Annotated in this window: 22 protein-coding genes and 3 tRNA genes; 17 read left to right on the forward strand and 8 right to left on the reverse strand. The window is 70.2% G+C overall.

Going from position 1 to position 21,488, the window contains the following annotated elements:
- Positions 1-15 precede the first annotated feature (15 nt).
- Both ACIBX3_RS30660 and gltX read left to right on the forward strand, forming a co-directional pair.
- Positions 16-792, forward strand: a complete 777-nt coding sequence (locus tag ACIBX3_RS30660) for a fumarylacetoacetate hydrolase family protein (RefSeq protein WP_397122988.1) — start codon at positions 16-18, stop codon at positions 790-792.
- Positions 793-826: 34 nt separating this feature from the next.
- Positions 827-2,164, forward strand: a complete 1,338-nt coding sequence (gene gltX, locus ACIBX3_RS30665) for a glutamate--tRNA ligase (RefSeq protein WP_397123152.1) — start codon at positions 827-829, stop codon at positions 2,162-2,164.
- 132 nt (positions 2,165-2,296) lie between these two features.
- On the opposite strand, the gene ACIBX3_RS30670 is transcribed toward gltX, so the two are convergent.
- Positions 2,297-4,264: a M3 family metallopeptidase gene (locus ACIBX3_RS30670; RefSeq protein WP_397122990.1), complete on the reverse strand. Its 1,968-nt coding sequence runs from the start codon at positions 4,262-4,264 to the stop codon at positions 2,297-2,299.
- Positions 4,265-4,415: 151 nt separating this feature from the next.
- Between ACIBX3_RS30670 and ACIBX3_RS30675 the strand changes: the two genes are divergently transcribed.
- Positions 4,416-4,487: transfer RNA gene (locus ACIBX3_RS30675), tRNA-Gln, on the forward strand.
- A gap of 348 nt (positions 4,488-4,835) precedes the next feature.
- Complete coding sequence (locus ACIBX3_RS30680) at positions 4,836-5,270, forward strand: SRPBCC family protein (protein WP_397122992.1); 435 nt, start codon at positions 4,836-4,838, stop codon at positions 5,268-5,270.
- 855 nt (positions 5,271-6,125) lie between these two features.
- Here ACIBX3_RS30680 and ACIBX3_RS30685 read toward each other — a convergent pair.
- Complete coding sequence (locus ACIBX3_RS30685; RefSeq protein WP_397122994.1) at positions 6,126-7,046, reverse strand: alpha/beta fold hydrolase; 921 nt, start codon at positions 7,044-7,046, stop codon at positions 6,126-6,128.
- Positions 7,047-7,196: 150 nt separating this feature from the next.
- Here ACIBX3_RS30685 and ACIBX3_RS30690 point away from each other — a divergent pair, with 150 nt between their 5' ends.
- From ACIBX3_RS30690 to ACIBX3_RS30710, 5 genes are all read left to right on the forward strand, one after another.
- Positions 7,197-8,561 (forward strand): histidine kinase, encoded by a 1,365-nt coding sequence (locus ACIBX3_RS30690; RefSeq protein ID WP_397122996.1) that lies wholly within the window; start codon positions 7,197-7,199, stop codon positions 8,559-8,561.
- Positions 8,562-8,800: 239 nt separating this feature from the next.
- The gene (locus ACIBX3_RS30695) at positions 8,801-9,415 is read left to right on the forward strand and encodes a response regulator (RefSeq protein ID WP_397122997.1); all 615 of its coding nucleotides are present in this window, start codon (positions 8,801-8,803) and stop codon (positions 9,413-9,415) included.
- A gap of 3 nt (positions 9,416-9,418) precedes the next feature.
- The gene (locus ACIBX3_RS30700) at positions 9,419-10,000 is read left to right on the forward strand and encodes a hypothetical protein (protein WP_397122999.1); all 582 of its coding nucleotides are present in this window, start codon (positions 9,419-9,421) and stop codon (positions 9,998-10,000) included.
- 77 nt (positions 10,001-10,077) lie between these two features.
- Positions 10,078-10,153 (forward strand) — tRNA-Glu (locus ACIBX3_RS30705).
- Positions 10,154-10,171: 18 nt separating this feature from the next.
- Positions 10,172-10,244, forward strand: a tRNA-Glu gene (locus tag ACIBX3_RS30710).
- A gap of 152 nt (positions 10,245-10,396) precedes the next feature.
- Here ACIBX3_RS30710 and ACIBX3_RS30715 read toward each other — a convergent pair.
- Together ACIBX3_RS30715 and ACIBX3_RS30720 are read right to left on the reverse strand one after the other, a co-directional pair.
- Positions 10,397-12,133 (reverse strand): hypothetical protein, encoded by a 1,737-nt coding sequence (locus ACIBX3_RS30715; RefSeq protein WP_397123001.1) that lies wholly within the window; start codon positions 12,131-12,133, stop codon positions 10,397-10,399.
- 58 nt (positions 12,134-12,191) lie between these two features.
- A complete protein-coding gene (locus ACIBX3_RS30720; protein ID WP_188191639.1) occupies positions 12,192-12,908 on the reverse strand; it encodes an IclR family transcriptional regulator in 717 nt (238 codons plus the stop codon).
- 67 nt (positions 12,909-12,975) lie between these two features.
- Between ACIBX3_RS30720 and leuC the strand changes: the two genes are divergently transcribed.
- From leuC to ACIBX3_RS30740, 4 genes are all read left to right on the forward strand, one after another.
- Positions 12,976-14,361: a 3-isopropylmalate dehydratase large subunit gene (leuC, locus tag ACIBX3_RS30725; RefSeq protein ID WP_397123003.1), complete on the forward strand. Its 1,386-nt coding sequence runs from the start codon at positions 12,976-12,978 to the stop codon at positions 14,359-14,361.
- Between the two features lie 12 nt (positions 14,362-14,373).
- On the forward strand, positions 14,374-14,961 hold the full coding sequence (gene leuD, locus ACIBX3_RS30730) for a 3-isopropylmalate dehydratase small subunit (RefSeq protein ID WP_397123005.1): 588 nt from the start codon (positions 14,374-14,376) through the stop codon (positions 14,959-14,961).
- On the forward strand, positions 14,940-15,179 hold the full coding sequence (locus ACIBX3_RS30735) for a hypothetical protein (protein ID WP_397123007.1): 240 nt from the start codon (positions 14,940-14,942) through the stop codon (positions 15,177-15,179). Before leuD ends, ACIBX3_RS30735 begins: the two co-directional genes overlap by 22 nt.
- Positions 15,180-15,309: 130 nt before the next feature.
- Positions 15,310-15,609, forward strand: coding sequence for an HU family DNA-binding protein (locus tag ACIBX3_RS30740; RefSeq protein ID WP_397123009.1), 300 nt, complete (start codon positions 15,310-15,312; stop codon positions 15,607-15,609).
- Positions 15,610-15,657: 48 nt separating this feature from the next.
- Here the strand turns inward: ACIBX3_RS30740 and ACIBX3_RS30745 are convergent, their stop codons facing one another.
- A complete protein-coding gene (locus tag ACIBX3_RS30745) occupies positions 15,658-15,864 on the reverse strand; it encodes a hypothetical protein (protein WP_397123011.1) in 207 nt (68 codons plus the stop codon).
- Positions 15,865-15,920: 56 nt separating this feature from the next.
- On the opposite strand from ACIBX3_RS30745, the gene ACIBX3_RS30750 reads away from it, so the two are divergent.
- Positions 15,921-17,150 carry an MFS transporter gene (locus ACIBX3_RS30750; RefSeq protein WP_397123013.1) on the forward strand — a complete coding sequence of 410 codons (1,230 nt, stop codon included), beginning with the start codon at positions 15,921-15,923 and terminating at the stop codon, positions 17,148-17,150.
- Here the strand turns inward: ACIBX3_RS30750 and cofC are convergent.
- The gene (cofC, locus tag ACIBX3_RS30755) at positions 17,145-17,780 is read right to left on the reverse strand and encodes a 2-phospho-L-lactate guanylyltransferase (RefSeq protein ID WP_397123015.1); all 636 of its coding nucleotides are present in this window, start codon (positions 17,778-17,780) and stop codon (positions 17,145-17,147) included. The two genes, ACIBX3_RS30750 and cofC, sit on opposite strands and share 6 nt — an antisense overlap.
- 74 nt (positions 17,781-17,854) lie before the next feature.
- On the opposite strand from cofC, the gene ACIBX3_RS30760 reads away from it, so the two are divergent.
- From ACIBX3_RS30760 to ACIBX3_RS30770, 3 genes are all read left to right on the forward strand, one after another.
- Positions 17,855-18,565, forward strand: a complete 711-nt coding sequence (locus ACIBX3_RS30760; protein ID WP_397123017.1) for a lysophospholipid acyltransferase family protein — start codon at positions 17,855-17,857, stop codon at positions 18,563-18,565.
- A gap of 4 nt (positions 18,566-18,569) precedes the next feature.
- Positions 18,570-19,580 (forward strand): NAD(P)H-dependent glycerol-3-phosphate dehydrogenase, encoded by a 1,011-nt coding sequence (locus tag ACIBX3_RS30765; protein WP_397123019.1) that lies wholly within the window; start codon positions 18,570-18,572, stop codon positions 19,578-19,580.
- Between the two features lie 78 nt (positions 19,581-19,658).
- Complete coding sequence (locus ACIBX3_RS30770) at positions 19,659-20,753, forward strand: D-alanine--D-alanine ligase family protein (protein WP_397123021.1); 1,095 nt, start codon at positions 19,659-19,661, stop codon at positions 20,751-20,753.
- A 2-nt stretch (positions 20,754-20,755) separates the two neighbouring features.
- Here the strand turns inward: ACIBX3_RS30770 and ACIBX3_RS30775 are convergent, their stop codons facing one another.
- Together ACIBX3_RS30775 and ACIBX3_RS30780 are read right to left on the reverse strand one after the other, a co-directional pair.
- On the reverse strand, positions 20,756-21,238 hold the full coding sequence (locus ACIBX3_RS30775) for a DUF3515 domain-containing protein (protein WP_397123023.1): 483 nt from the start codon (positions 21,236-21,238) through the stop codon (positions 20,756-20,758).
- Positions 21,239-21,251: 13 nt separating this feature from the next.
- Positions 21,252-21,485, reverse strand: a complete 234-nt coding sequence (locus tag ACIBX3_RS30780; protein ID WP_188191651.1) for an Lrp/AsnC family transcriptional regulator — start codon at positions 21,483-21,485, stop codon at positions 21,252-21,254.
- Positions 21,486-21,488 lie beyond the last annotated feature (3 nt).

The raw sequence follows: 21,488 nt of genomic DNA on the forward strand, positions 1-21,488 counted from the left end.
CGATAGCCTTGTCAGGTGCGTATAGCGAGGTTCTCCACAGGCGAAGGCGTGTCGTTCGGCGTGGTCGAAGGCGGCCCGGGCGAGGAGTTCGTCTCCACGATCTCCGGCCACCCCTTCGGCGAGGTGCAGTTCACCGGCGAGCGGTCCCCGCTCTCCCAGGTGAAGCTGCTGGCCCCGATGCTGCCCAGCAAGGTGATCGCCATCGGCAGAAACTACGCCGAGCACGCGCGCGAGATGGGCAACGAGGTGCCCGAGGAGCCGCTCATCTTCATGAAGCCGTCCACCTCGGTGATCGGCCACGGGGAGAACATCGCCTATCCCACGTCGCTGTCCGACCGCGTCGACTACGAGGGCGAGCTGGCGGTGGTGATCGGCAGGCTCTGCCGCGAGGTCCCGGTCGAGCGGGTCAAGGACGTCGTCTTCGGCTACACGTGCGCCAATGACGTCACCGCCCGCGATCTGCAGAGGAAGGACGTGCAGTTCACCCGGGCCAAGGGGTTCGACACGTTCTGCCCGCTGGGGCCGTGGATCCAGACCGACCTGGACGCGAGCGACCTGGCGCTGACGACCACGGTCAACGGCGAGGTGCGCCAGAGCGGCCGCACCAGCCAGCTCATCAACGACATCCCCGCGCTGGTGGCGTACGTCAGCGCGGTCATGACGCTGATCCCCGGCGACGTCATCCTGACCGGCACCCCGGCAGGCGTCGGCCCGCTGCAGGTCGGTGACGAGGTCAGCGTCGGCATCGAAGGCATCGGCACACTCACGAACAAGGTGGTCTCCCGTGACTGATCTACGGGTGCGTTTCGCCCCGTCCCCAACCGGCATGTTCCACGTCGGCGGCGCTCGCACGGCGCTGTTCAACTGGGCGCTGGCCGAGCAGTCCGGTGGCCGCTTCGTCCTGCGCATCGAGGACACCGACGCGTCGCGCAACCGGCCGGAGTGGACCGAGGGCATCATCTCCGCGCTGGACTGGATCGGCATCAACGGCACCAACCCGGTGTTCGAGGGCCCCTACTTCCAGTCGGCGTACGAGCCGCAGCACCGTGAGGCGGTGGCCAAGCTGCTCGCCGACGGGCGGGCCTACTACTGCGACTGCACCCGCGAGGCCCTCGTGGCCCGCACCGGCTCCGAGCACAAGGGCTATGACGGCTACTGCCGCGAGCGGGGCCTGACCGAGGGCGCGGTCCGCTTCCGCACCCCCGACGAGGGCGTGACCGTGGTGGCGGACGAGGTGCGCGGCAACGTGGAGTTCCCCAACGAGGCGCAGGAGGACTTCGTCATCGCCCGCACCGACGGCTCGCCGCTCTACGTGCTGGCCAACGCGGTCGACGACATCACGCAGGGCATCACCCACGTGATCCGCGGCGAGGAGCACCTGGGCAACGCGGCCAAGCAGATGCTGATGTGGCCCGCGCTGGGCGCGACGCCGCCGGTGTGGGCGCACCTCCCGGTGATCGTCAACGAGCAGCGCAAGAAGCTGTCCAAGCGCCGCGACAAGGTGGCGCTGGAGGACTACCGCGCCGAGGGCTACCTGGCCGAGGCCATGGTCAACTACCTCATGCTGCTCGGCTGGGGCCCCGGCGAGGACCGCGAGATCATGCCGTGGTCGGAGATGGTGCCGCTGTTCCGGCTGGAGGACGTCAACTCCGCCAGCGCGTTCTTCGACGAGAAGAAGCTGCGCGCGTTCAACGGCGAGTACATCCGGGCGCTGCCGCTGGAGACGTTCGAGGAGCGCTGCGCGCCCTACCTCGACCCCTCCTGGGACCGCGAGCGGTTCAGCAAGGTCGCGGCGCTGGCCCAGACCCGCATCGCGGTGATGTCGGAGATCCGGCAGAACGTCGACTTCCTCTTCCTCGAGGAGCCGGTGTTCGACCAGGCGTCCTGGGACAAGGCGATGAAGAACTCCCCTGTGGAGATCATCACCGGCTTCCTCGGCCGGCTGGAGGCGGTGAGCTGGGATCCGGAATCGCTCAAGGAGGCTCTGGAGGAGGTCGGCACGGCCCACGGGCTCAAGCTCGGCAAGGCGCAGGCGCCGGTGCGGGTCGCGGTCACCGGCCGCACGGTGGGCCTGCCGCTGTTCGAGTCGATCGAGGTGCTCGGCCGCGAGCGCACCCAGGACCGCCTGCGCACCGCCCTGACGCGGCTCCATTCAGGAACGTAACCTGCCGCGACAGCTCCTGACGTCTTCCGGCATGAGCCATTTGTTGACCGGAGCGGGGAAGACGAGCGACCGGGGCGCCCACCGCGCACGTTCGCGCAGTGGGCCGCCGAGCACGCCGCGGCGTTCCGGTGATCAGTCGAGCCCGCGGCGCTTGAGCAGGGGCTCGATGCTGGGCTCGCGCCCGCGGAAGCTGCGGAAGGCGGTCAGCGGGTCGAGGCTCCCGCCGCGGGAGAGCAACTCGCGGCGGAAGTGGTCGCCGTTCGCCCTGGTCAGTCCGCCGTTCTCCTTGAACCACTCCACGCTCTCGGCGTCCAGCACCTCGCTCCAGATGTAGGAGTAGTAGCCGGCGCTGTAGCCGCCCGCGAAGATGTGCGCGAAGTAGTTGGTCCGGTAGCGCGGCCTGACCTGCGGCACGGCGATCTGCGCGGCTTCCAGGGCCGCCACCTCGAACGCCTCGGCGTCGCTCACCGTCTCCCCGGGCGCCAGCTTGTGCCAGGCCCAGTCGAGCAGCGTGGCGGCCAGGTATTCGACGGTCTTGAAGCCCTGGTTGAACTTCTCGGCCGCCTGCAGCTTCTCCACCAGCTCGGCCGGCATCGGCTCGCCCGTCTCGTGGTGCTTGGCGTAGTTGGCCAGGATCTCCGGCCAGGTCACCCACATCTCGTTGACCTGCGACGGGTACTCGACGAAGTCGCGCGGCACGCTGGTGCCCGACACCCGCGGGAACCGCACCTGCGAGAACAGCCCGTGCAGCGCGTGCCCGAACTCGTGGAAAGCGGTGTTCACCTCGTCGTACGTCAGCAGCGTCGGCCCCGAGGCGGGCTTGGTGACGTTGAGGTTGTTCATCACCACGGGCCGCACCCCGAACAGGAACGACTGGTCGACGAGGTTGTTCATCCACGCCCCGCCGCGCTTGTTCTCCCTGGCGTACGGGTCGAGCAGGAACAGGCCCAGCCGGCTCCCGTCCTCGTCGAACACCTCGAACACGGTCATGTCCGGGTGGTATCCGCCCAGGTCGGGCCGCTCGGTGAAGGTGACGCCGTACAGCCGGGTGGCCGCGTGGAAGATGCCGTCCCGGTAGACGCGGTTGAGCTCGAAGTACGGCCGCATCGCGTCGGCGTCGAAGTCGTAGCGGGCCTCGCGCACCTTCTCGGAGTAGAACGGCCAGTCCCACGGCTCGATGTCGAAGCCGGCCGTCTCCGCGAGCTCCTCGGCCTCCCGCTTGGCGTTGCGCACGGCGGGTCCCACGAGCTGGCCGAGCATCTCCTCGACCGCCTCGACGGTCTTCGCGGTCTGGTCGGCCACCGAGTAGGCGGCGTGGTTGGGGAACCCGAGCAGAGCCGCCCGCTCAGCCCGCAGCATCGCCATCCTGGCGGCCCGTTCGAAGTTGACCGGGGCCCGCCCGACGCTCAGCTCGTAGAGCCTGCGCCGCACGTCCCGGTTCGTGAGCTGGGCCAGGCCGGGCTGGGCGGTGAAGTTGAGCAGCGGGAGGACGTACTTGCCGTCCTTGCGCAGCGACTCGATCCTGTCCTCGTCGAACCCGTCGAGCTCCTTGGGGTCCTCCACCGTCAGCGCCGACTCCGTCAAGGCCTTGAGCAGGGTCTGCGCGAACTCGGTGGAGAGCTTCGACAGCTCCTCGTTGAGCTCGCGCAGCCGGTCCTGCTCCGGCTCCGACAGGTCGGCGCCGGCCCTGATGAAGTCGTCCCGGTATTTCTCCAGCAGCCAGGCCTCCTCCGGATCCTCCGTGGCCACCTGCTTGATGCGGGCCCACAGCGCCCGGTTGAGCCGGATCGCGTCGCTGTGCCGGGTCAGCTCAGGCGAGATCTCCTTCTCGATCTCCATGATCCGGTCACTGGAGTTGGACGCGGCCATGCTGTAGAAGACCGTGGCCGTGCGGTCGAGGATCCGCCCCGACCGTTCGAGCGCGGCGATCGTGTTGTCGAAGGTCGCCGGCTCCGCATTGCCGGCGATCGCATCGACCTCGGCCAGCTGCTCCGCCATGCCGCGCCGGAACGCGGGCACGTAGTGCTCCTCGCGGATGTCGGCGAAGGGCGGCAGCTCGTACGGCAGGTCGCTAGGGGCGAAGAACGGATTCTCGGCCAACGCTCGGGCTCCTCCACGTGGTGTTTTGTCCCCATCAGCTTGGCACGGTGCGGGCAATGGAGGGACCGCTCGGCTATTCGTTTTGGTCTTAGCCCCGAGCTGGGCTATTCTTTCGGACGTCGCCAAGCGCACTCCGAGGGGTTCGCAGCGGTGGGGTATGGTGTAATTGGCAGCACGACTGATTCTGGTTCAGTTAGTCTAGGTTCGAGTCCTGGTACCCCAGCAAGGCCCTCTACCTGCGGCGGGAGTCTCATTGAGACCCCCGCCTTGATCGTTTCTAGGGCGGTTTGGGAGCGAGCGGGGAGCGATCAAGCTCCTGGCGCCGTTCAATGGCTCTCACCCGCAGTCCCGGGACAGCATGCCTCTGGCGCCAGTTCTGTGCGCTCGCCTGTGACCTCTTCAGAGGCGCAGGATCATGTCTCTGACGGGTGCTGTGGTCGTGGCGTGGGCACAGCGAGATTGAGGCGGCTGCGGCCGCGCCGACTGGTCCGAGGCGGAGCCTCGCTGGTGCAGTGACCACGAGCGTTCACCGTGTTCACCGGCATCTCGACCAGCCCCATATCATCGCCGGATGATCGAGCTTCAGGAGGACGGGGAGATCGCCTGCCCGGCCGCGCGTGTGTGGGCGGTCGTCGCCGACTACGGCCAGGACCCACGCTGGCGCAAGGGCGTCGAGACGATGGCGCCGCGCCCCGAAGGCATCGTCCGGGTGGGCACGACCACCGCCGAGGTGATGCGGTTCGCGGGCCGGACCTACCGCAACGGCGGCGAGGTCATCCAGGTGGAGCCGGGGCGCTCGTTCGCCTGGCGCACCACCTCGGGGATCGATGCCGAGGGCGGCAGACTCGTCGAGCCGCTCGGCGAGGACCGGTGCCGCTTCACCTTCCACGTGCGCGTCACCCCACGCGTGACCTCCGAGAGGTTGCTGGAGCCGGCGCTGAGGTGGTTGCTGCGTCGGTCGATCCGTGCCGACGTCCGCCGCTTGGCCGGCCTCTACGCTTCTTGACCCCGGAACCACCCCGTCGCGGGGCAGCCCATCAGCAAACGTATCGATCATCGGATTCGGTGAACATCGGTGGTCACCGCACCAGCTCGGCGGATCAAGGGTCGAAGCCGTGTGAGACGCCTCAGCGCGACGGAAACGTAGACGGGTTGGCGGTTCGCCTCGACGACGGTGCGCGGGAGGTCCAAATGTGGTGGCTGTATGGCGGTTTTGTGGTGGCCACGCCTACGGTTTCTCGCGAGGTTCAGTCAGCCGATCAAACGAACCGAAGGGACGCTTGATTTCATGCGGCAGAAGTTCACGAAAATCGCCGTGGCGTTGACCCTGGCGACGGCGGGATTCGTCGGAACCACCGCCATGGCGACCCCCGCCCACGCTGCCAAATGGCACCCCATTCAGGCATACCAGACGAAAGCGGCATGCAAGAGAGCTTCAATCACGTACGAAACACCGACGAAGTGCGAATGGGACAGCCCTCGCTGGATGCTCTATTGGTGGTACTAAAGACGTCCGATCCGCGGGTCTGCGATCTTCTCAGCCGGTAGACCCGGAGCCGGCGTGAACGTGTACGGGGAGGTCTCAGCGGAGACCTCCCCCGAGTGGAGGGCCGGGCAGGCCCGTGGGAACGCACGGGGAACGAGAGCCCGTAGATAGCCGATGACGACTGGACACAACCGGACACCTGATGAAGGGCGTTCGGCCGCTACAACGCAGGTAAGGCGCCGTTTTGGGTGATAGCGATCGAGCCCGGGGCGAGCCATCCAGAGGCGGCTGCTCTTATTCTGGTTTAGTTTGTCTAGATTCGAGTCCTGGTACCCCAGCATTGAACGGATGTCTCCGAAGGAGACGTCCGTCTTTTCATTTCGCGAGCCGATCGAGGATTTCCGTGATCCGCCGATAGGCCACGGGCGTCGGCGCGTGCGACGTCTCCACCGTGAAGACCTTGAACCGGTTGCCCGGCGTCGCCGCGTCCGCCTCCCTGATCATGCGATCCTGCAGCGCGAGCGGGATCACCCGGTCCCGCGAGTGCCTGATGTACGCGCGGGGCACCCGCCCCCAGGCGCCCTTGCGGCCCCGGGCGTCGGCGCTCGACACCTGCAGGCTCTCGTCCGGGAGCGACGAGTTGAGCATGGCGAGGAACTCGCCGTCGGTCCCGTCGGCCATGAACGCCGCCTTGGCCGCGTCGAGGAACTTCCTGTCGTTCGTACGCCAGTTGACGCGGATCGCCTTGAGCACCCTTGGGTCGCCGACGACGCCCGCCAGGAGGCTGCCCACCAGGGTCGTCCTGCCCTCCGGCGTCTCGAGATACTCCGCCGGCGAACGCAGCTTCGTGCAGCAGTAGGCCGAGACGTAGACCAACCGGTCGATCAGGTCGGGGACCGCGTCGGCCGCTTTGGTGATCGTCGAGCCGCCCAGGCTGCCGCCCACCAGGACGACCGGGCCGTACCGCGAGACCCGGCGCACGACGTCCACCGTGGCCTCCACGTAGTCGTCCAGCGTCACCCCGGCCATCGGGGAGGGAATCGTGGCCAGCTTGGCCAGGTCCTGCGGCGCCTGGTAGGCGTGGTGGAACTGCTCCTCGGGGCCGTGCCCCGGCAGGCTCACGCCCACGGTGCGGTGGCCGCGCAGCGTCAGCTCCGCGTCGTCGGTGGCCACGCCGTTCGAGCCGGTCACGAAGACGAACGTGGTCACCTCCTTGGGCTTGGCCGCGACCGCCGTGGCGCCCGCGCCCGCGACGGCGGCCAGCTGGAACATGCTTCTCCGTGTCGGATTGCTCATACGGCGATGTTCGCCCAGGTCAGTCTGGGTCCACATCGCCCGGGCGGCGCGACGTGCGGTGGATGCCGGGCATCCACCGATCGGTGGACCCACCGCCGGCGGCCGGCCGCACTCCGGCCTCACTCGCGGTGTCGTGCCACGCTGGATCCCATGAAGTGGCTCGACGGCCGCGAGCGCTGGGCGTTCCTAGGGCTCGCCTACGCGCTGCTCGCGGCCTCCGCTGTCGCGGCCGTCCTCATGGACCCGGCCGACGGCGGCCCGTCCCTCCTGCGCCGGCTGCTCGCGCCGATCGCCGCCTGGCCGGCAGGGGATCCTTCCGGGGATCTCCCCGTCGGCTTCCCGGGCATGTCTTGGCCCGGACTCGCCACCGCCGCAGCTGTGTGGCTGGCGCCCATCGCCTGGCTCCACCCGCGCCGCGAGACGCGTCGCGGGCTCGTCGTGGGCCACTACCTCGTCCTCATCGCCCTCGGCGGAGCACTGGCCGCCGAAAGCGCGGCCTTCACCGTGTTCGTCTCGATCGGCTACCCCCTCGCCATCGCCATGCTGCCCGCCCGGCTCGTCATGGCGGGCGTGATGCTCACCTCCGCCGTCAACGTGGCCGCCCAGGCGGGCCCAGGGGATAGCGCGGCCCTGCTCACGGTGCTCGCCGGCGTCGCCGTCCCGCTGGTCCTGGCCGGCTGGTACGTCTCCGCCGAGCACGACAAACGCCGCCGCCTGGTCGAACGGCTGCGCGCCGCCATGGCCGAGAACGCCGACCTGCAGGCCAGGCTCCTCGACCAGGCCAGGCAGGCGGGCGTGCGTGACGAGCGGGACCGCGTGGCCGGCGAGATCCACGACACGGTGGCGCAGGACCTCGTCGCACTGATCGGCCAGCTCCACGCCGCCGATCGCGCCACCCAGGACGCGGCCCGCCGCCACCACCTCGACCAGGCGGCCGAGCTCGCCCGCCGCGGCCTGGCCGAGGCCCGCAGGTCCGTCCGCGCGCTGCGCCCCGGGCCTCTGGAGCACGCCAGGCTGCCGGAGGCGCTGGGCCACATGGCCGAGTCCTGGTCGCGGGCCTCCGGCGTGAGCCTCACTGTCGAAGTCACCGGAACTGCCGTCGCATTGTCCGCCGACGTGGAGACCACGCTGTTCCGCGTCGCGCAGGAGGCCCTGGCGAACGTCGCCAAGCACGCCAGAGCTACCAGGGCAGGCCTCACCCTGTCGTACACGGACGAACTCGTTCTCCTCGACATACGCGACGACGGAGCCGGGTTCGACCCGCAGACGCCCGCTGACGGCTTCGGCCTGGACGGAATGCGACAGCGCGTCCGCGGCGTCGGCGGCACCCTGGAGATCGAGTCCGCCCCGGGCCACGGCACCGCCGTCGCCGCCACCGTCCCGCCCATCCCCGCCGAAGACCCCGGCCCCACGGACCGCCAACCGGACACCCCGGCCCCGCGCCCAGCGGACCATCCCGCCTCCCGCGCGGAGAACGGCGATACCGCGCCGGACCCGTCGGCTCTTTCCCCATAGGCCCACTCACGACCTGAGCGCACCCGCCGGCCGCGCGGTGGATCGCGCCGCCCTCACAACCCACTCCACCGTCCAGGCGGAGGACCACGTCGCTCGCCCACAGGACCGCCGGCCACCCATGTGAAGAATCGGTCCGCCCTGAGGCCATGCCACCGGCCGCGCCGGAGGTCCCCGTGATGCCGGGTGAGCGGTCGAGGGGCACGATCGATGAGACGATGACCTTCGGGAAGGGGGGACCGATGACGCTGACGGTGCTGATCGCGGACGACCACCCGATCATGCGCGACGGCCTGCGCGCCGCCCTCTCCGCCGAGCCCGACCTGGAGATCGTCGGCGAGGCGGCCGACGGCGAGCAGGCCGTGCGCCTGGCCGCCGAGCTCCGCCCTGACGTCGTCCTCATGGACCTGCGCATGCCCGGCGTCGACGGGATCACCGCCATCCGGCGGCTCGGCGGCACCGGCCCGAGGGTGCTGGTGCTGACCACGTTCGACACCGACGTCCTGCCCGCGCTGGAGGCCGGCGCCAGCGGCTACCTCCTGAAGGACGCCCCGCCGGAGGAGCTGGTACGCGCCGTCCGAGCCACCCACCGGGGCGAGACCGTGATCGCGCCCGCGGCGGCCGGCCGCCTGGCCGAGTCTGTACGCAGGCCCGCCAGGGGCACGCTGAGCGAGCGCGAGCTGGAGGTGCTGCGCCTGGTGGCCGGGGGAGCAAGCAACAAGGAGGCGGCCGCCAGACTGTTCATCAGCGAGGCCAGCGTCAAGACCCACCTGTTGCACATCTACACCAAACTCGACGTCCGCGACCGCGCCGCCGCCGTGGGCGAGGCCTACCGCCGCGGCCTTCTCGCCACCTGACTCATGGACGAATTCCGCATGCGCCCGGGCGGCTTCCCGCGCTTCGCCGCCCCGTTCATCGCCCCGCTCGTGCTCTTCTTCGCCGTCTGCCTCCTCCTGGGAGCGATCTTCACCGGCAGCACCGCGCTCGGCGCCGTCGTCGGCGCTCTCGCCACCGCCGCCCTGCTCGCCGTCCTCGCCGCCAAGCACCGCCGCCTGGCCTCGGGCACCGTCGTCCGCTTCTCCGCCGACGGGGTGGAGCTGACCGACTCGTACGGCTTCCGCGTCCGCCTCCGCTGGCCCGACGTCACCAGGATCGACGTCGTGGACACCCAGCTGGCCGGCCCTCGCACGATCGGCCGTCCGGGTGGCGTGCGGGTGCGGGTTCAGCCCCTGCGCTCGGTCGGGCTGGTCGGATGGGGCGAGCGTACGGTGCCGCCGCGCGTGCCCGGCTGGGTGCGTGACCGCCTGGCGAGCGTCCCCGTGGACCCCGCCACGGGCCGTCCGGAGGTCGCGATCCCGCTCGGCGAGTTCGACGCCCTGTGGCAGAACGGCCCGATGGGCGGCTGGGTCCGCCGCCACAGGCCCGATCTCCTGGCCGGATAAGCGGTTTGGTTGTGGTCTGCGGGGTGCGGTAGAGTTACCTGCGTCGCCGGGGAGACCCGGCACCAGCTTGTGGACAGGGTCCCGTCGTCTAGTGGCCCAGGACGCCGCCCTCTCAAGGCGGTAGCGCCGGTTCGAATCCGGTCGGGACTACCACTGTCACAAGCTCGCGAAGGTCCCGTCGTCTAGTGGCCCAGGACGCCGCCCTCTCAAGGCGGTAGCGCCGGTTCGAATCCGGTCGGGACTACGTCTGCATCACCCGCTCCGGCGCCCATGGCCCGGAGCGTTTTGCTTTTCCGGCCGGTTCCCGGCTCTCACGCGGAGCCGTGAAGACCGGAGCCGTCAAGAGCGGAAAGGCCCCCGCCATGTACGGCGGGGGCCTTCAGCACGCGGAGCGCGTCACACCGCGCTGGCCGAGCGGGCCTTGTACAGCGCCCGCCGGGCCGCCTTGGCCACCTGCTTGTCCGGATGCACCTGCGAGATCAGATCCAGCAGCTCCTCCACGTGCGCGTGCGGGATCTTCCAGATCACCTCCAGCAGGTCGTTGACCATGTCAGGCCCGATGTCCTGGAGACTGGTCACGAACTCCGACCGCCCCAGCCCGGCCGAGATGGTCCACATGTCGAGGATCAGCCAGTGCGTGTCATCCGGTGTCGGCTCGGGCGCCCCCTCGACCCCGAGCTGACTCAGGTGCGTGGCCGCGTACGGCCGTAGCGACGGTTGTTTGAGCGCCGCCTGCCAGGCCGGGATGGCGGCCTCGTCCAGCGTGCCGACCACGCTGGCGGCCTGCACCCTGATCAGCGCGTCGTTCTCGTCCTCGGCCGCCGCCTCCAGCAGCTCCTCGGCGGCCCTGGCCGGCTCGCGCAGCCGCATCCAGGCGGCGAACTCCGCGTCGGCCTCCTCCTCGGGCAGCTCCGCGCTGAGCGCGAGCAGCTCGTGGGCGCTCATGGACTCGATCGCGGGCCGCGCGTCCACCTCGATGTCGGCGTCGTCCACCAGATGGACGACGCCCTCGGTGCCGAGCGGCGTGAGGCTGAGCGTCCGGCCCTGGACCTCGACCATGCCGTAGCCCACGAGCCAGTCGATGGCGGGCGCCAGCGGGTCGCCCGCGGCCTCCCACGCGTCCGCGCCCAGCTCCTCGTCGAGCTCGGCGGCGGCCTCGGCCAGCTCCTGCGTCAGCTCGTCGAGGTCGCGTGAGCCGCCCGCGAGCAGCAGGCGGACCAGCACGCCGCGGGTCAGGCCGGTCAGGGCCATGGTCAGATCGTCGTCGGGCAGCTCCGGGTCGCCGTAGTCGACCGAGTGCAGCCCGAGCATCCACGCGTCGAGCACGTCCTCGTCGTCGTCGAACGGCCACTCCGCGGTGTCGTCCTGCACCGCGACCGTGCTGCCCTCGCCCGGCTCGAGGAACTCCAGGTCGACGGCCAGGTTCCAGATGTTCCAGAGCTGGGGCACGGCCTCGGCGATCGGGCCGTCGACGTCGGGCTTGGGGAGCCCGACGGTCGCCAGAGCCTCTTCCACCTCCGCGTCGGTGAGCAGCGTCTCCTCGCCCACACTGCGACCCGACCCCACCCACAGGGCCAGGTCGCGGGCCTTGGCGATGAGCGGCGCCTGGCGGGCGGCCGCGGCCAGCTCGGAGTCGGGCCGCAGCCTGATCGTGTCGAGCTCGGCCAGCTCGTCGGCGAACGGCTCGAAGTCGCCGAGGTCGCCGAGGTCGCCGGTCTCCTCCTCCCCGGCCTCTTCGTCGCCCTCGGAGTCGTCCAGCAACTCCTCCATGAGATCGACGAACTCGTCTTCGACATCGTCGAGTTCGGCCTGCAGATCGGCGAGGGAGTCCGAGCCCTTGGTCAGCCTGCCGGTCTGCGAGAGGAACGTGAGGTAGGCGTCCACGGCCGGGAGCATCCCGTCCGCGGCCGCGTCGGGATCCTCCACGACCTTGGGCATGCGGTCCAGCAGAAGGTTGCGCAGGTCGGTGCGCTTCCAGGTGCCGAGGTCCTGCGAGAAGGCGAGACGGTGCCAGAGTGCGGCGGGTCCCACGAGCTCGGGGTCGCTGTCGGGCGCGTTCGCACGCGCCCACATGATGAACTCTTCAAGCAGGGGTCGCAGCTCAGTGGCGGCTACCTCGATGCGATCTGTCACGCACTCAGGCTAGTGTGCCCGCGAGGCTGTCGGCTCCCGAAATACATCCTTTTGCTGATCATGACGTGCGACGCATCGCCTCCGTGATGCGTTCGGCGGCGGCCATGACCGGCACCGCGTGCAGCCGTCCCGGTGCCCGCGTCAGCCGTTCGATGGGCCCGGAGACGGACACGGCGGCGATCACCTTCCCGCCGCTGCCCCTGATGGGGGCGGAAACGCTGGCCACGCCCTGCTCGCGCTCGCCGACGCTGTGGGCCCAGCCGCGGCGCCGTACGGAGGCCAGCGTGGCGGCGGTGAACTTGGCGCCGCGCAGGCCGCGGTGCAGCCGGTCGGGCTCCTCCCACGCCAAAAGAATCTGCGCAGCCGAGCCGGCCGTCATGGGCAGCGCCGAGCCCACGGGAACCGTGTCCCGCAGGCCGCTGGATCGCTCCGCCGCCGCCACGCAGACCCGCTCATCGCCCTGGCGGCGGTAGAGTTGCGCACTCTCCCCCGTCAGATCCCTCAGCTGCACCAGCACGGGGGCGGCCACCGCGAGCAGCCGGTCCTCGCCGGCCGCGGTGGACAACTCGGAGAGCCGCGGGCCCAGCACGAACCTGCCCTGCGTGTCACGGCTCACAATGCGGTGGTGCTCAAGAGCGACCGCCAGCCGGTGGGCCGTGGGACGGGCCAGACCGGTGGCCTGGACGAGCTGTGCCAGAGAGGCGGGTCCCGCTTCGAGGGCATTGAGTACAAGAACTGCCTTGTCGAGTACTCCGACTCCGCTAGAGTTGTCCATACACCGATACTGCAGTCTCGACATATGAGAAAGCAAGTCGGAGGAAGTTCTCGAGGAGGAGATCAGCATGGGCCGCACACTGGCCGAGAAGGTCTGGGAGCAACACGTCGTCCGGCGTGCCGAGGGCGAACCTGACCTGCTCTACATCGACCTGCACCTCATTCACGAGGTGACCAGTCCGCAGGCGTTCGACGGTCTCCGTCTCGCCGGCCGGAAGGTGCGAAGGCCCGATCTCACGATCGCCACCGAGGACCACAACGTGCCGACCGTGCTCGGCCCGATCTCCGACCCGGTGTCCAAGACGCAGGTCGAGACTCTGCGCAAGAACGCCGCCGAGTTCGGCGTCAGGCTGCATCCGATGGGCGACGCCGGGCAGGGCGTGGTCCATATCATCGGCCCGCAGTTCGGCCTGACCCAGCCGGGCATGACGATCGTCTGCGGCGACTCCCACACCTCGACGCACGGCGCGTTCGGCGGCATCGCGTTCGGCATCGGCACCTCCGAGGTCGAGCACGTGCTGGCCACGCAGACACTGCCGGCCTACCGTCCCAAGACGATGGCCATCGAGGTCTCCGGCGAGCTGCCCGCCGGCGTCACCGCCAAGGACCTGATCCTGGCCATCATCGCCAAGATCGGCACTGGCGGCGGCCAGGGCTACATCGTCGAGTACCGCGGCGAGGCCGTGCGCAAGCTCTCCATGGAGGGCCGCATGACGGTCTGCAACATGTCGATCGAGGCGGGCGCGCGGGCCGGCATGATCGCGCCGGACGAGACCACGTTCGCCTACCTCAAAGGCCGCAAGCACGCGCCCGAGGGCGAGGCGTGGGACCAGGCCGTCGAATACTGGAAGTCGCTGCGCACCGACGACGACGCCGTGTTCGACAAGGTCGTGGAGATCGACGCGTCGACGCTGACCCCGTACGTCACGTGGGGCACCAACCCGGGCCAGGGCCTGCCGCTGGGCGACTCCGTCCCCAACCCCCAGTCCTTCGCCGACCCGGTCGCCCGCTCGGCCGCCGAGCGGGCGCTGGAGTACATGGGCCTGACCGCGGGCACGCCGCTGCGCGAGATCGAGGTCGACACCGTCTTCGTCGGCTCGTGCACCAACGGCCGCATCGAGGACCTGCGCTCGGCCGCCGAGATCCTGCGCGGCCGCCAGGTGAAGACCCGCACGCTGATCGTGCCCGGCTCGATGATGGTCAAGCACCAGGCCGAGCAGGAGGGCCTGCACGAGGTGTTCAAGGCCGCGGGCGCCGAGTGGCGCGAGGCCGGCTGCTCGATGTGCCTGGGCATGAACCCCGACACCCTCCAGCCGGGCGAGCGCAGCGCCTCGACCTCCAACCGCAACTTCGAGGGCCGCCAGGGCAAGGGTGGCCGTACACACCTGGTGTCGCCGCAGGTCGCCGCCGCGACCGCCGTCACCGGCCGCCTGACCGCTCCCGCAGACCTGTAAGGAAAGAACCTGATGGACGCCTTCACCACTCACACCGGTACGGCGGTGCCGCTGCGCCGCAGCAACGTCGACACCGACCAGATCATCCCGGCCGTCTGGCTCAAGCAGGTCAGCCGCACCGGCTTCGAGAAGGGCCTGTTCGCGGCCTGGCGCGAGGACCCGGCGTTCGTGCTGAACGACCCCGCCTACGAGGGCGGCACGATCCTCGTCTCCGGCCCCGACTTCGGCACCGGCTCCTCCCGCGAGCACGCCGTCTGGGCGCTGCAGCAGCACGGGTTCCGCGTCGTGATCGCCGCCCGCTTCGGCGACATCTTCCGCAACAACTCCACCAAGATGGGTCTGCTGCCGGTCATCCTGCCCGACGACAAGGTCGAGGCCCTGCAGTCGGCCGTCGAGGCCGACCCGAAGCTGGAGATCACCGTCGACCTGGCCGACCGCCAGGTGCGCTGGGCGGACGAGGTCGTGTCGTTCGAGATCGACGACTACACCCGCTGGCGGCTCATGGAGGGGCTCGACGACATCGGGCTGACCCTGCGTCACGCCGACGACATCGCGGCATACGAGAATGGTCGGCAGCCATGGCTGCCGACGACCGTATAGAAGACGACGCACTGGCGCGGCGGTTGCGCGACGCGCACCGCCGCGTCCGCATGCTGCCCCCCGGTGAGAAGGAGCGGGTGGCCCGGCGTTACCTCGCGATCTGCGATCTCGCCAAGCGTGACCCGGAAAGAGCCGCGGTCCGCCTGGAGGCGTTTCTGGCCTGCCTCGACCAGGGACCCGACACGCCACGCAATGACGAAAACACGCTCGGTGATTGAGTTCCCCCGCGATCCCGCCTACTTTCGAGCGCGTAAGGGGTTTCTACGAAGGGAGCGCGGCTCCCGAGCAATAAGCTCGTCGAACTCGTGAGCTGGAACCCTGAGCCGTAACTGGGGGAGCAGGACTTTCATGAACAAGCGAGAACTCGTCGAGGCCATCACGGACCGGGTGGGCGACAGGAAGACGGCCACCGAGGCCGTGAACGCGGTCATCGACGCCATCCAGAAGGCCGTGGCGGGCGGAGACAAGGTCTCCATCACGGGCTTCGGCGCGTTCGAGATGGTGAACAAGCCCGCACGCACGGCCAGAAACCCGTCCACCGGCGCGGAAATCAACGTCCCGGAGAGCTGGGCGCCGAAGTTCCGGCCCGGCTCCGATTTCAAAGAGCTGGTCAATGAGGGCGGCAAGAAAGTCGGCAAGAAGAAGTAGTTCCAGCGGACTGGCCACGCCCGGGCTTCACGGCCCGGGCGTCCGCATTCACGGGCTCGGGACCGGGAAGGTCGAGAGCGTGATGTAGGTGATCCGCCCGGCCGTCGTCGCCAGGTTGACCCGCTGCCCGGTGCGCAGCAGCCGCAGCGGGCCGGCGTCGAAGGCCGCCGTGCCGAACTCCAGCACGGTCCCGTCGTCCAGGAAGACCGTGCCCGAGCGCGTGGCCTCGTCGAAGCTGCGTACCGTCGCCTGCACGCAGACCAGCGTAATCCGATTGCCGCTGATCGGCGAGCACGCCAGGATCGCCAGGTATGGGTGGCGACTTCCGGCGGTTCACGTGGGCCAACGGCGTCACCAAGCTGGGGACGCAGGTCACGGTCGTCGCGCTGCCCCTGACCGCGCTGCTCACGCTGGACGCCGGAGGTTTCGAGCTCGGCCTCCTGTCCGCCGTCCAGACGGTCGCGTTCCTGCTGATCGGGCTGCCCGCCGGGGTCTGGGTGGATCGGATGCGCCGCCGCCCGATCCTCGTCTGGGCCGACCTGACCAGAGGCGTGGCGCTGCTGACCGTTCCCGCCGCAGCCTGGCTGGGCGTGCTCACGCTGCCGCACCTGTGCGCCGTGGCGCTGGTGCTGGGCGTCGGCACGGTGTTCTCCGACGTGGCGCAGATGAGCTTCCTCCCGGCGATCGTGCCCAAGGACCGGCTCGAACGCGCCAACGGCCGGTTGGAGGTCACCAGGCAGGTGTCCGTGCTGGCGGGCCCAGGGGTGGGCGGCTGGCTGGTCGTCGCGCTGACCGCGCCGTTCGCGTTGCTCGCCGACGCGCTCAGCTACCTGGTGTCGGGGCTGCTGTTCTCGGGTGTACGGGCCGTGGAGAAGCCGGCGCGGGCACCCGAGGTGGAGGCGCCGGGGACGCGTGCCCCGGGGGTGCGTTCGGAGGTCGCGGAGGGGATCTCGTTCGTCGTCCGGGACCCTGTGCTGCGCAGGATCGCGATCGGCGGCGCGCTCACGAGGGTGGCGATGGGCGCCTGCGCGGTCGGCTACCCGCTCTATCTGGTGGCGGAGCTCGGCCTCGGCGCCACCGCCTACGGCCTGCTGCTGTCGGCCGCCGCCGTCGGCGCCCTGGCCGGCGCGCCGCTGGCGGCCCGGCTGACGGCCAGGCTGGGCGCCGGCCGGGTCATCTACGGATCCGCGCTGGCGACGATGGTCCTGTGCCTGCCCGCCCTGGCCACCGGCCCCGGCTGGCGGCTGGCGGCGTTCCCCGTCTTCACCGCCCTGGCCGGAGCCGCCGGCATGGTGTTCAACATCGCCCAGCTCAGCCACCGCCAGCGCATCACCCCCGAACGCCTGCTCGGCCGCGTCAACGCCAGCATGCGCTTCCTCATGTGGGGCGCGACGCCCCTGGGCGGGCTGGCCGGCGGCGCGCTGGGGGAGTGGCTCGGCGGCTACGCGGTCTTCGCCGCGGGCGTCGCCGGGCTCGGCCTGTCGTACCTCGCCGTCGTCCTGGCCCCGGGGATCATGCGGGCCCTCGCGCCGGCCTCATGAGGCGGGCCACAGCTCGGCGACCACGGCCGCCGTGTGCCCGCCCAGCCCGAGCGCGACGGCCGCGCGCAGGTCGTCGGGCGTGTCCACGTCGCGCCTGACCGACTCGATGCCCGGCACGCACAGCTCCTTCGCCCCGGCGGCCAGGTGTTTGGCCCGCGACTCGCCGCCGAACCTCGGCGTGAACGGCGTCCCCGGGCGTACCCCGTAGAACGTGGTGCCCACGTCGAGCGCGTCCGGCACGAAGGACTGGTCGAACTCGGCCGCCGCGGTCAGCGCCGCCCCGAGCTCGGCCGGCCGCAGCGCGGGCAGGTCCGCCTGCAGCGCGCCCACCGCGTCGCCGGGCGCGACGCGTACGGCGTGGGCGGCGCCCGTGCGCAGCGCGGTGTTCAGGCCGCGGTCGGGATCGGGCACCACGTCGGCGCCCAACGCCGCCAGCGGTCCCGCGGCGGCGGGGTCGGCCGTCACCACGATCACCCGCGCGACCAGCGGGCAGGCGAGCGCCGCCGCCACGGTGTCACTGGCCACGGCCACGGCGAACTTCGTACGATGCGGACCCGTCGCGGCGGCCAGCCGGGTCTTGGCCGCGACCAGCGTTTTCACCGGAATGACCAGTGACCAGCGGATGCTCATAGGCTTAAGCATCGTGCCTCGACATCCCATGCGGCCAACCGGGAGACTTGGGGCTCATACCGGAGGAGGAGACCATGAGCCGCCCCACGAGACCGTCGCGTTTCTGGGAAACCTTCGCAGTAGTCGTGGTGAAACCCCTGTCCCGGCTCCTGGTCAAGCGGGATTGGCGACATGGCGAGCGCATCCCCCGCACCGGCGGCGTGATCATCGCGACCAACCACCTCTCGTGGACGGATCCGGTTCTGCTGTCGCACTTCCTCTACAACAACGGGCGCTGGCCGGTAATCCTCGCCAAGTCGGCCCTGTTCAAGGTGCCCTTCCTGGGAAAGGCCGTCACGGGGCTGCTGGCCATCCCCGTCGAACGCGGCAGCAGCGAGGCCGCCAGGTCGCTGCGCCTGTCGGCCGAGCGGCTCGGTGACGGCTGCGCGATCCTGTTCTACCCGGAGGGCACCTGCACCAGGGACCCGAACCTGTGGCCCATGGTGGGCAAGACGGGCGCGGCGCGGCTGGCGCTGGAGAGCGGCGTCCCGGTCATCCCGGTGGCCCACTGGGGGGCGCAGGAGCTGCTGCCGTACGGGGAGAAGAAGCCCAGGCTGCTCCCGCGCAAGACGTTCCAGGTGTCGGTGGGCCCGCCCGTGGACCTGTCGAAATACCAGGGCAATTCGCTGCACGCCGACGTCTTGCGCGAGGCCACGGCCGACATCATGGCGGCGATCACCGAGCAGCTGGCGGAGTTGCGTGGCGAGAAGGCCCCCGAGACCCCCTATGATCCCGCCAGGCGGTGATGGCATGACAAAGGTGGCCGTTTTCGGCACGGGCTCGTGGGGCACCACATTCGCCATGCTTCTGACGGAGGCAGGCAACCAGGTCACGTTGTGGGGTCGCAGACCTGACCTGGCCGAGGCGATCGACCGTACGCACGTGAACCCCGACTACCTGCCCGGCGTGGTCCTGCCGGCCGCGCTGCGCGCCACCACGGACCCCGAGCGGGCGCTCGACGGGGCGGACTTCGTGGTGCTGGCCGTGCCGTCGCAGCTCCTGCGGCCCAACCTGGCCGCCTGGCGCGAGCACATCCCGCCCGGCGCGGTTCTGGTCAGCCTGATGAAGGGCATCGAGCTGGGCACGACCAAGCGGATGAGCGAGGTGATCCGCGAGGTCGCCGAGGTGCCCGAAGAACGGGTCGCGGTCGTCTCCGGCCCCAACCTGGCCAAGGAGATCGCCCACCGCCAGCCTGCCGCGACGGTCGTGGCCTGCACGGATCTGTCGGTCGCCGAGCGCCTCCAGGCGATCTGCCACCTGCCGCCGTGGTTCCGTCCGTACACCAACCCCGACGTGGTCGGCGTCGAGCTGGGGGGCGCGGTGAAGAACGTCATCGCGCTGGCCGTGGGCGTCTCCGCGGGCATGGGCATGGGCGACAACGTCAGCGCCATGCTCATCACCAGAGGACTGGCCGAGATCTCCCGCCTGGGCGCCGCGCTGGGGGCCGACCCGCACACGTTCGCGGGCCTGGCCGGGATGGGCGACCTGGTCGCCACGTGCACGTCGCCGCTGTCGCGCAACCGCACGTTCGGCGAGAACCTGGGCAGGGGCATGACGCTGGCCGAGGTGGTCGCCGCCACCAAGCAGACCGCCGAGGGCGTCAAGTCCTGCGAGTCGGTGCTGCAGCTGGCCAGGAAGCACGACGTGGAGATGCCGATCACCGAAGTGGTCGTCGGGGTCGTGCACGACGGCATGTCGCCTGCCGAGGCGGGGATGCTGCTCATGTCGCGTTCACCCAAACCGGAGCGGTACGGCCTGTGACGGGGTTCATGGCCTCACTTCGTTCGGGCGGCGTGCTTGGCTCGCTGTGCTGAGGACACCCGGGTAGATTCGGACACCATGAGCAAGCCACGCGTCGCCGTTGTTTTCGGAGGCCGCAATTCCGAGCACGCCGTGTCCCTGATGGGCGCGGGCAGCGTGCTGGACGTGATCGACAGGACCAAGTACGAGGTGATCCCCATCGGGATCGCCCAGGACGGCAGGTGGGTGCTGGCCACGTCCGACCAGCGGTTCGCCATCGAGGGCGGCGAGCTGCCGGCCGTCGACACCTCGGGCGCGGCGCTGGCGCTGCCCTCCGGCGGCCCCTCACTGGTGGCCTACGACCCGGGCAGCATCCCCGTGGAGCTCGGCCAGGTCGACGTGGTGTTCCCCGTGATGCACGGCGCATTCGCAGAGGACGGCACCATTCAGGGGCTGCTGGAGATGGCCGGGGTGCGCTACGTCGGCTCCGGCGTGCTGGCCAGCGCGGTGGGCATGGACAAGGCCCACATGAAGACCGTGATGGCCGCCGCGGGGCTGCCGACGGGACCTTACCTGGTGGTGCGCGACCGGGACTGGCGGCTCAACCGCGAGCTGGTGCTCAAGAACGCGGAGGAGCTCGGCTGGCCGGTGTTCGTCAAGCCCGCCAGGGCCGGGTCCTCGCAGGGCATCTCCAAGGCCCACGACCGGGCCGAGCTGGAGGAGGCCGTCGAGTTCGCCCGGCAGCACGACCCCAAGGTGCTCATCGAGGCCGCGATCGAGGGCCGGGAGATCGAGTGCGCCGTGCTGGAGTCATTCGGCGACGAGCCGGCGGTCGCGTCGCTGCCCGGCGAGGTGAGGGTCGAGGGCGGGCAGGAGTTCTTCGACTTCGAGGCGAAGTACTACCCCGACCAGATGTCGCTGACCGTGCCCGCCGGCATTCCGGCGGAGACGGCCGAGGAGCTGCGGGCGATGGCCGTGGCCGCGTTCGAGGCGCTCGACTGCGAGGGGCTCGCGCGGGTGGACTTCTTCTACACGCCCGACGGCAAGCTGGTCTTCAACGAGATCAACACGATGCCCGGGTTCACGTCGCTGTCGGTGGCGCCGCAGCTCTGGGCGGCCTCCGGGATGCCGTATCCGGCGCTGGTCGACCGGCTCATCCAGCTGGCGCTGTCCCGGTCGGCCGGACTGCGGTGACGTCAGGGGGCGTTGAGTGTGTAGAACAGGGTGGAGTCCGCGGGCCCGCCGCTCCCGCCGGCCTGGGGTGAGATCTGCCCGACCGCCTTCGACAGGTCCGAGAGCACCTCGGCGGCCGTGTGCTCACCGCCGACCGTGACCTCCACGTACGCGGAGTCGGTCACGGCGGTGAACAACGCGGGCTTCTCGGGATCGGGGAACCAGCCCACCCCGCCGATCTCCTGCAGCTGATCGGTGGGCGCCATTCTGGCCGGCCGGGGCACGCCGCAGCGCAGCGCGATGACGCCGTCGCCCCAGACGGCCACGTACGGCGACTCCGGCGTGGACGTGCCGCGCGGCTCCCCGTCGAGCGTCTGGGGCAGCAGCGTCGCCAGCTTGCCGCAGGCGGCGACCGCCGGGCCCTGCGGCACGGGCGGCTCGACCTGTACGGTGCCGCCGCACCCGGCGAGCGCTAGGAGAACGAGCAGGAGGGCGGCGGCACGCATGCGACGACTACCTTTAAATGTGAACGATCGGACACGTAAGCGTACGCGTGATCCCCTCCACCGCCTGAATCTGCGCAACGACGAGTTTGCCCAGCTCGTCGACGTTGCGGGCCTCCGCGCGGACGATCACGTCATAGGGACCCGTCACGTCCTCCGCCTGAGTGACGCCGGGGATCCCGGAAATCTCGCGAGCCACGGCAGCGGCCTTGCCGACCTCGGTCTGAATAAGGATGTAGGCCTGCACCATTAC

It is taken from the genome of Nonomuraea sp. NPDC049480, assembly GCF_044465905.1.
Classification (GTDB): domain Bacteria; phylum Actinomycetota; class Actinomycetes; order Streptosporangiales; family Streptosporangiaceae; genus Nonomuraea.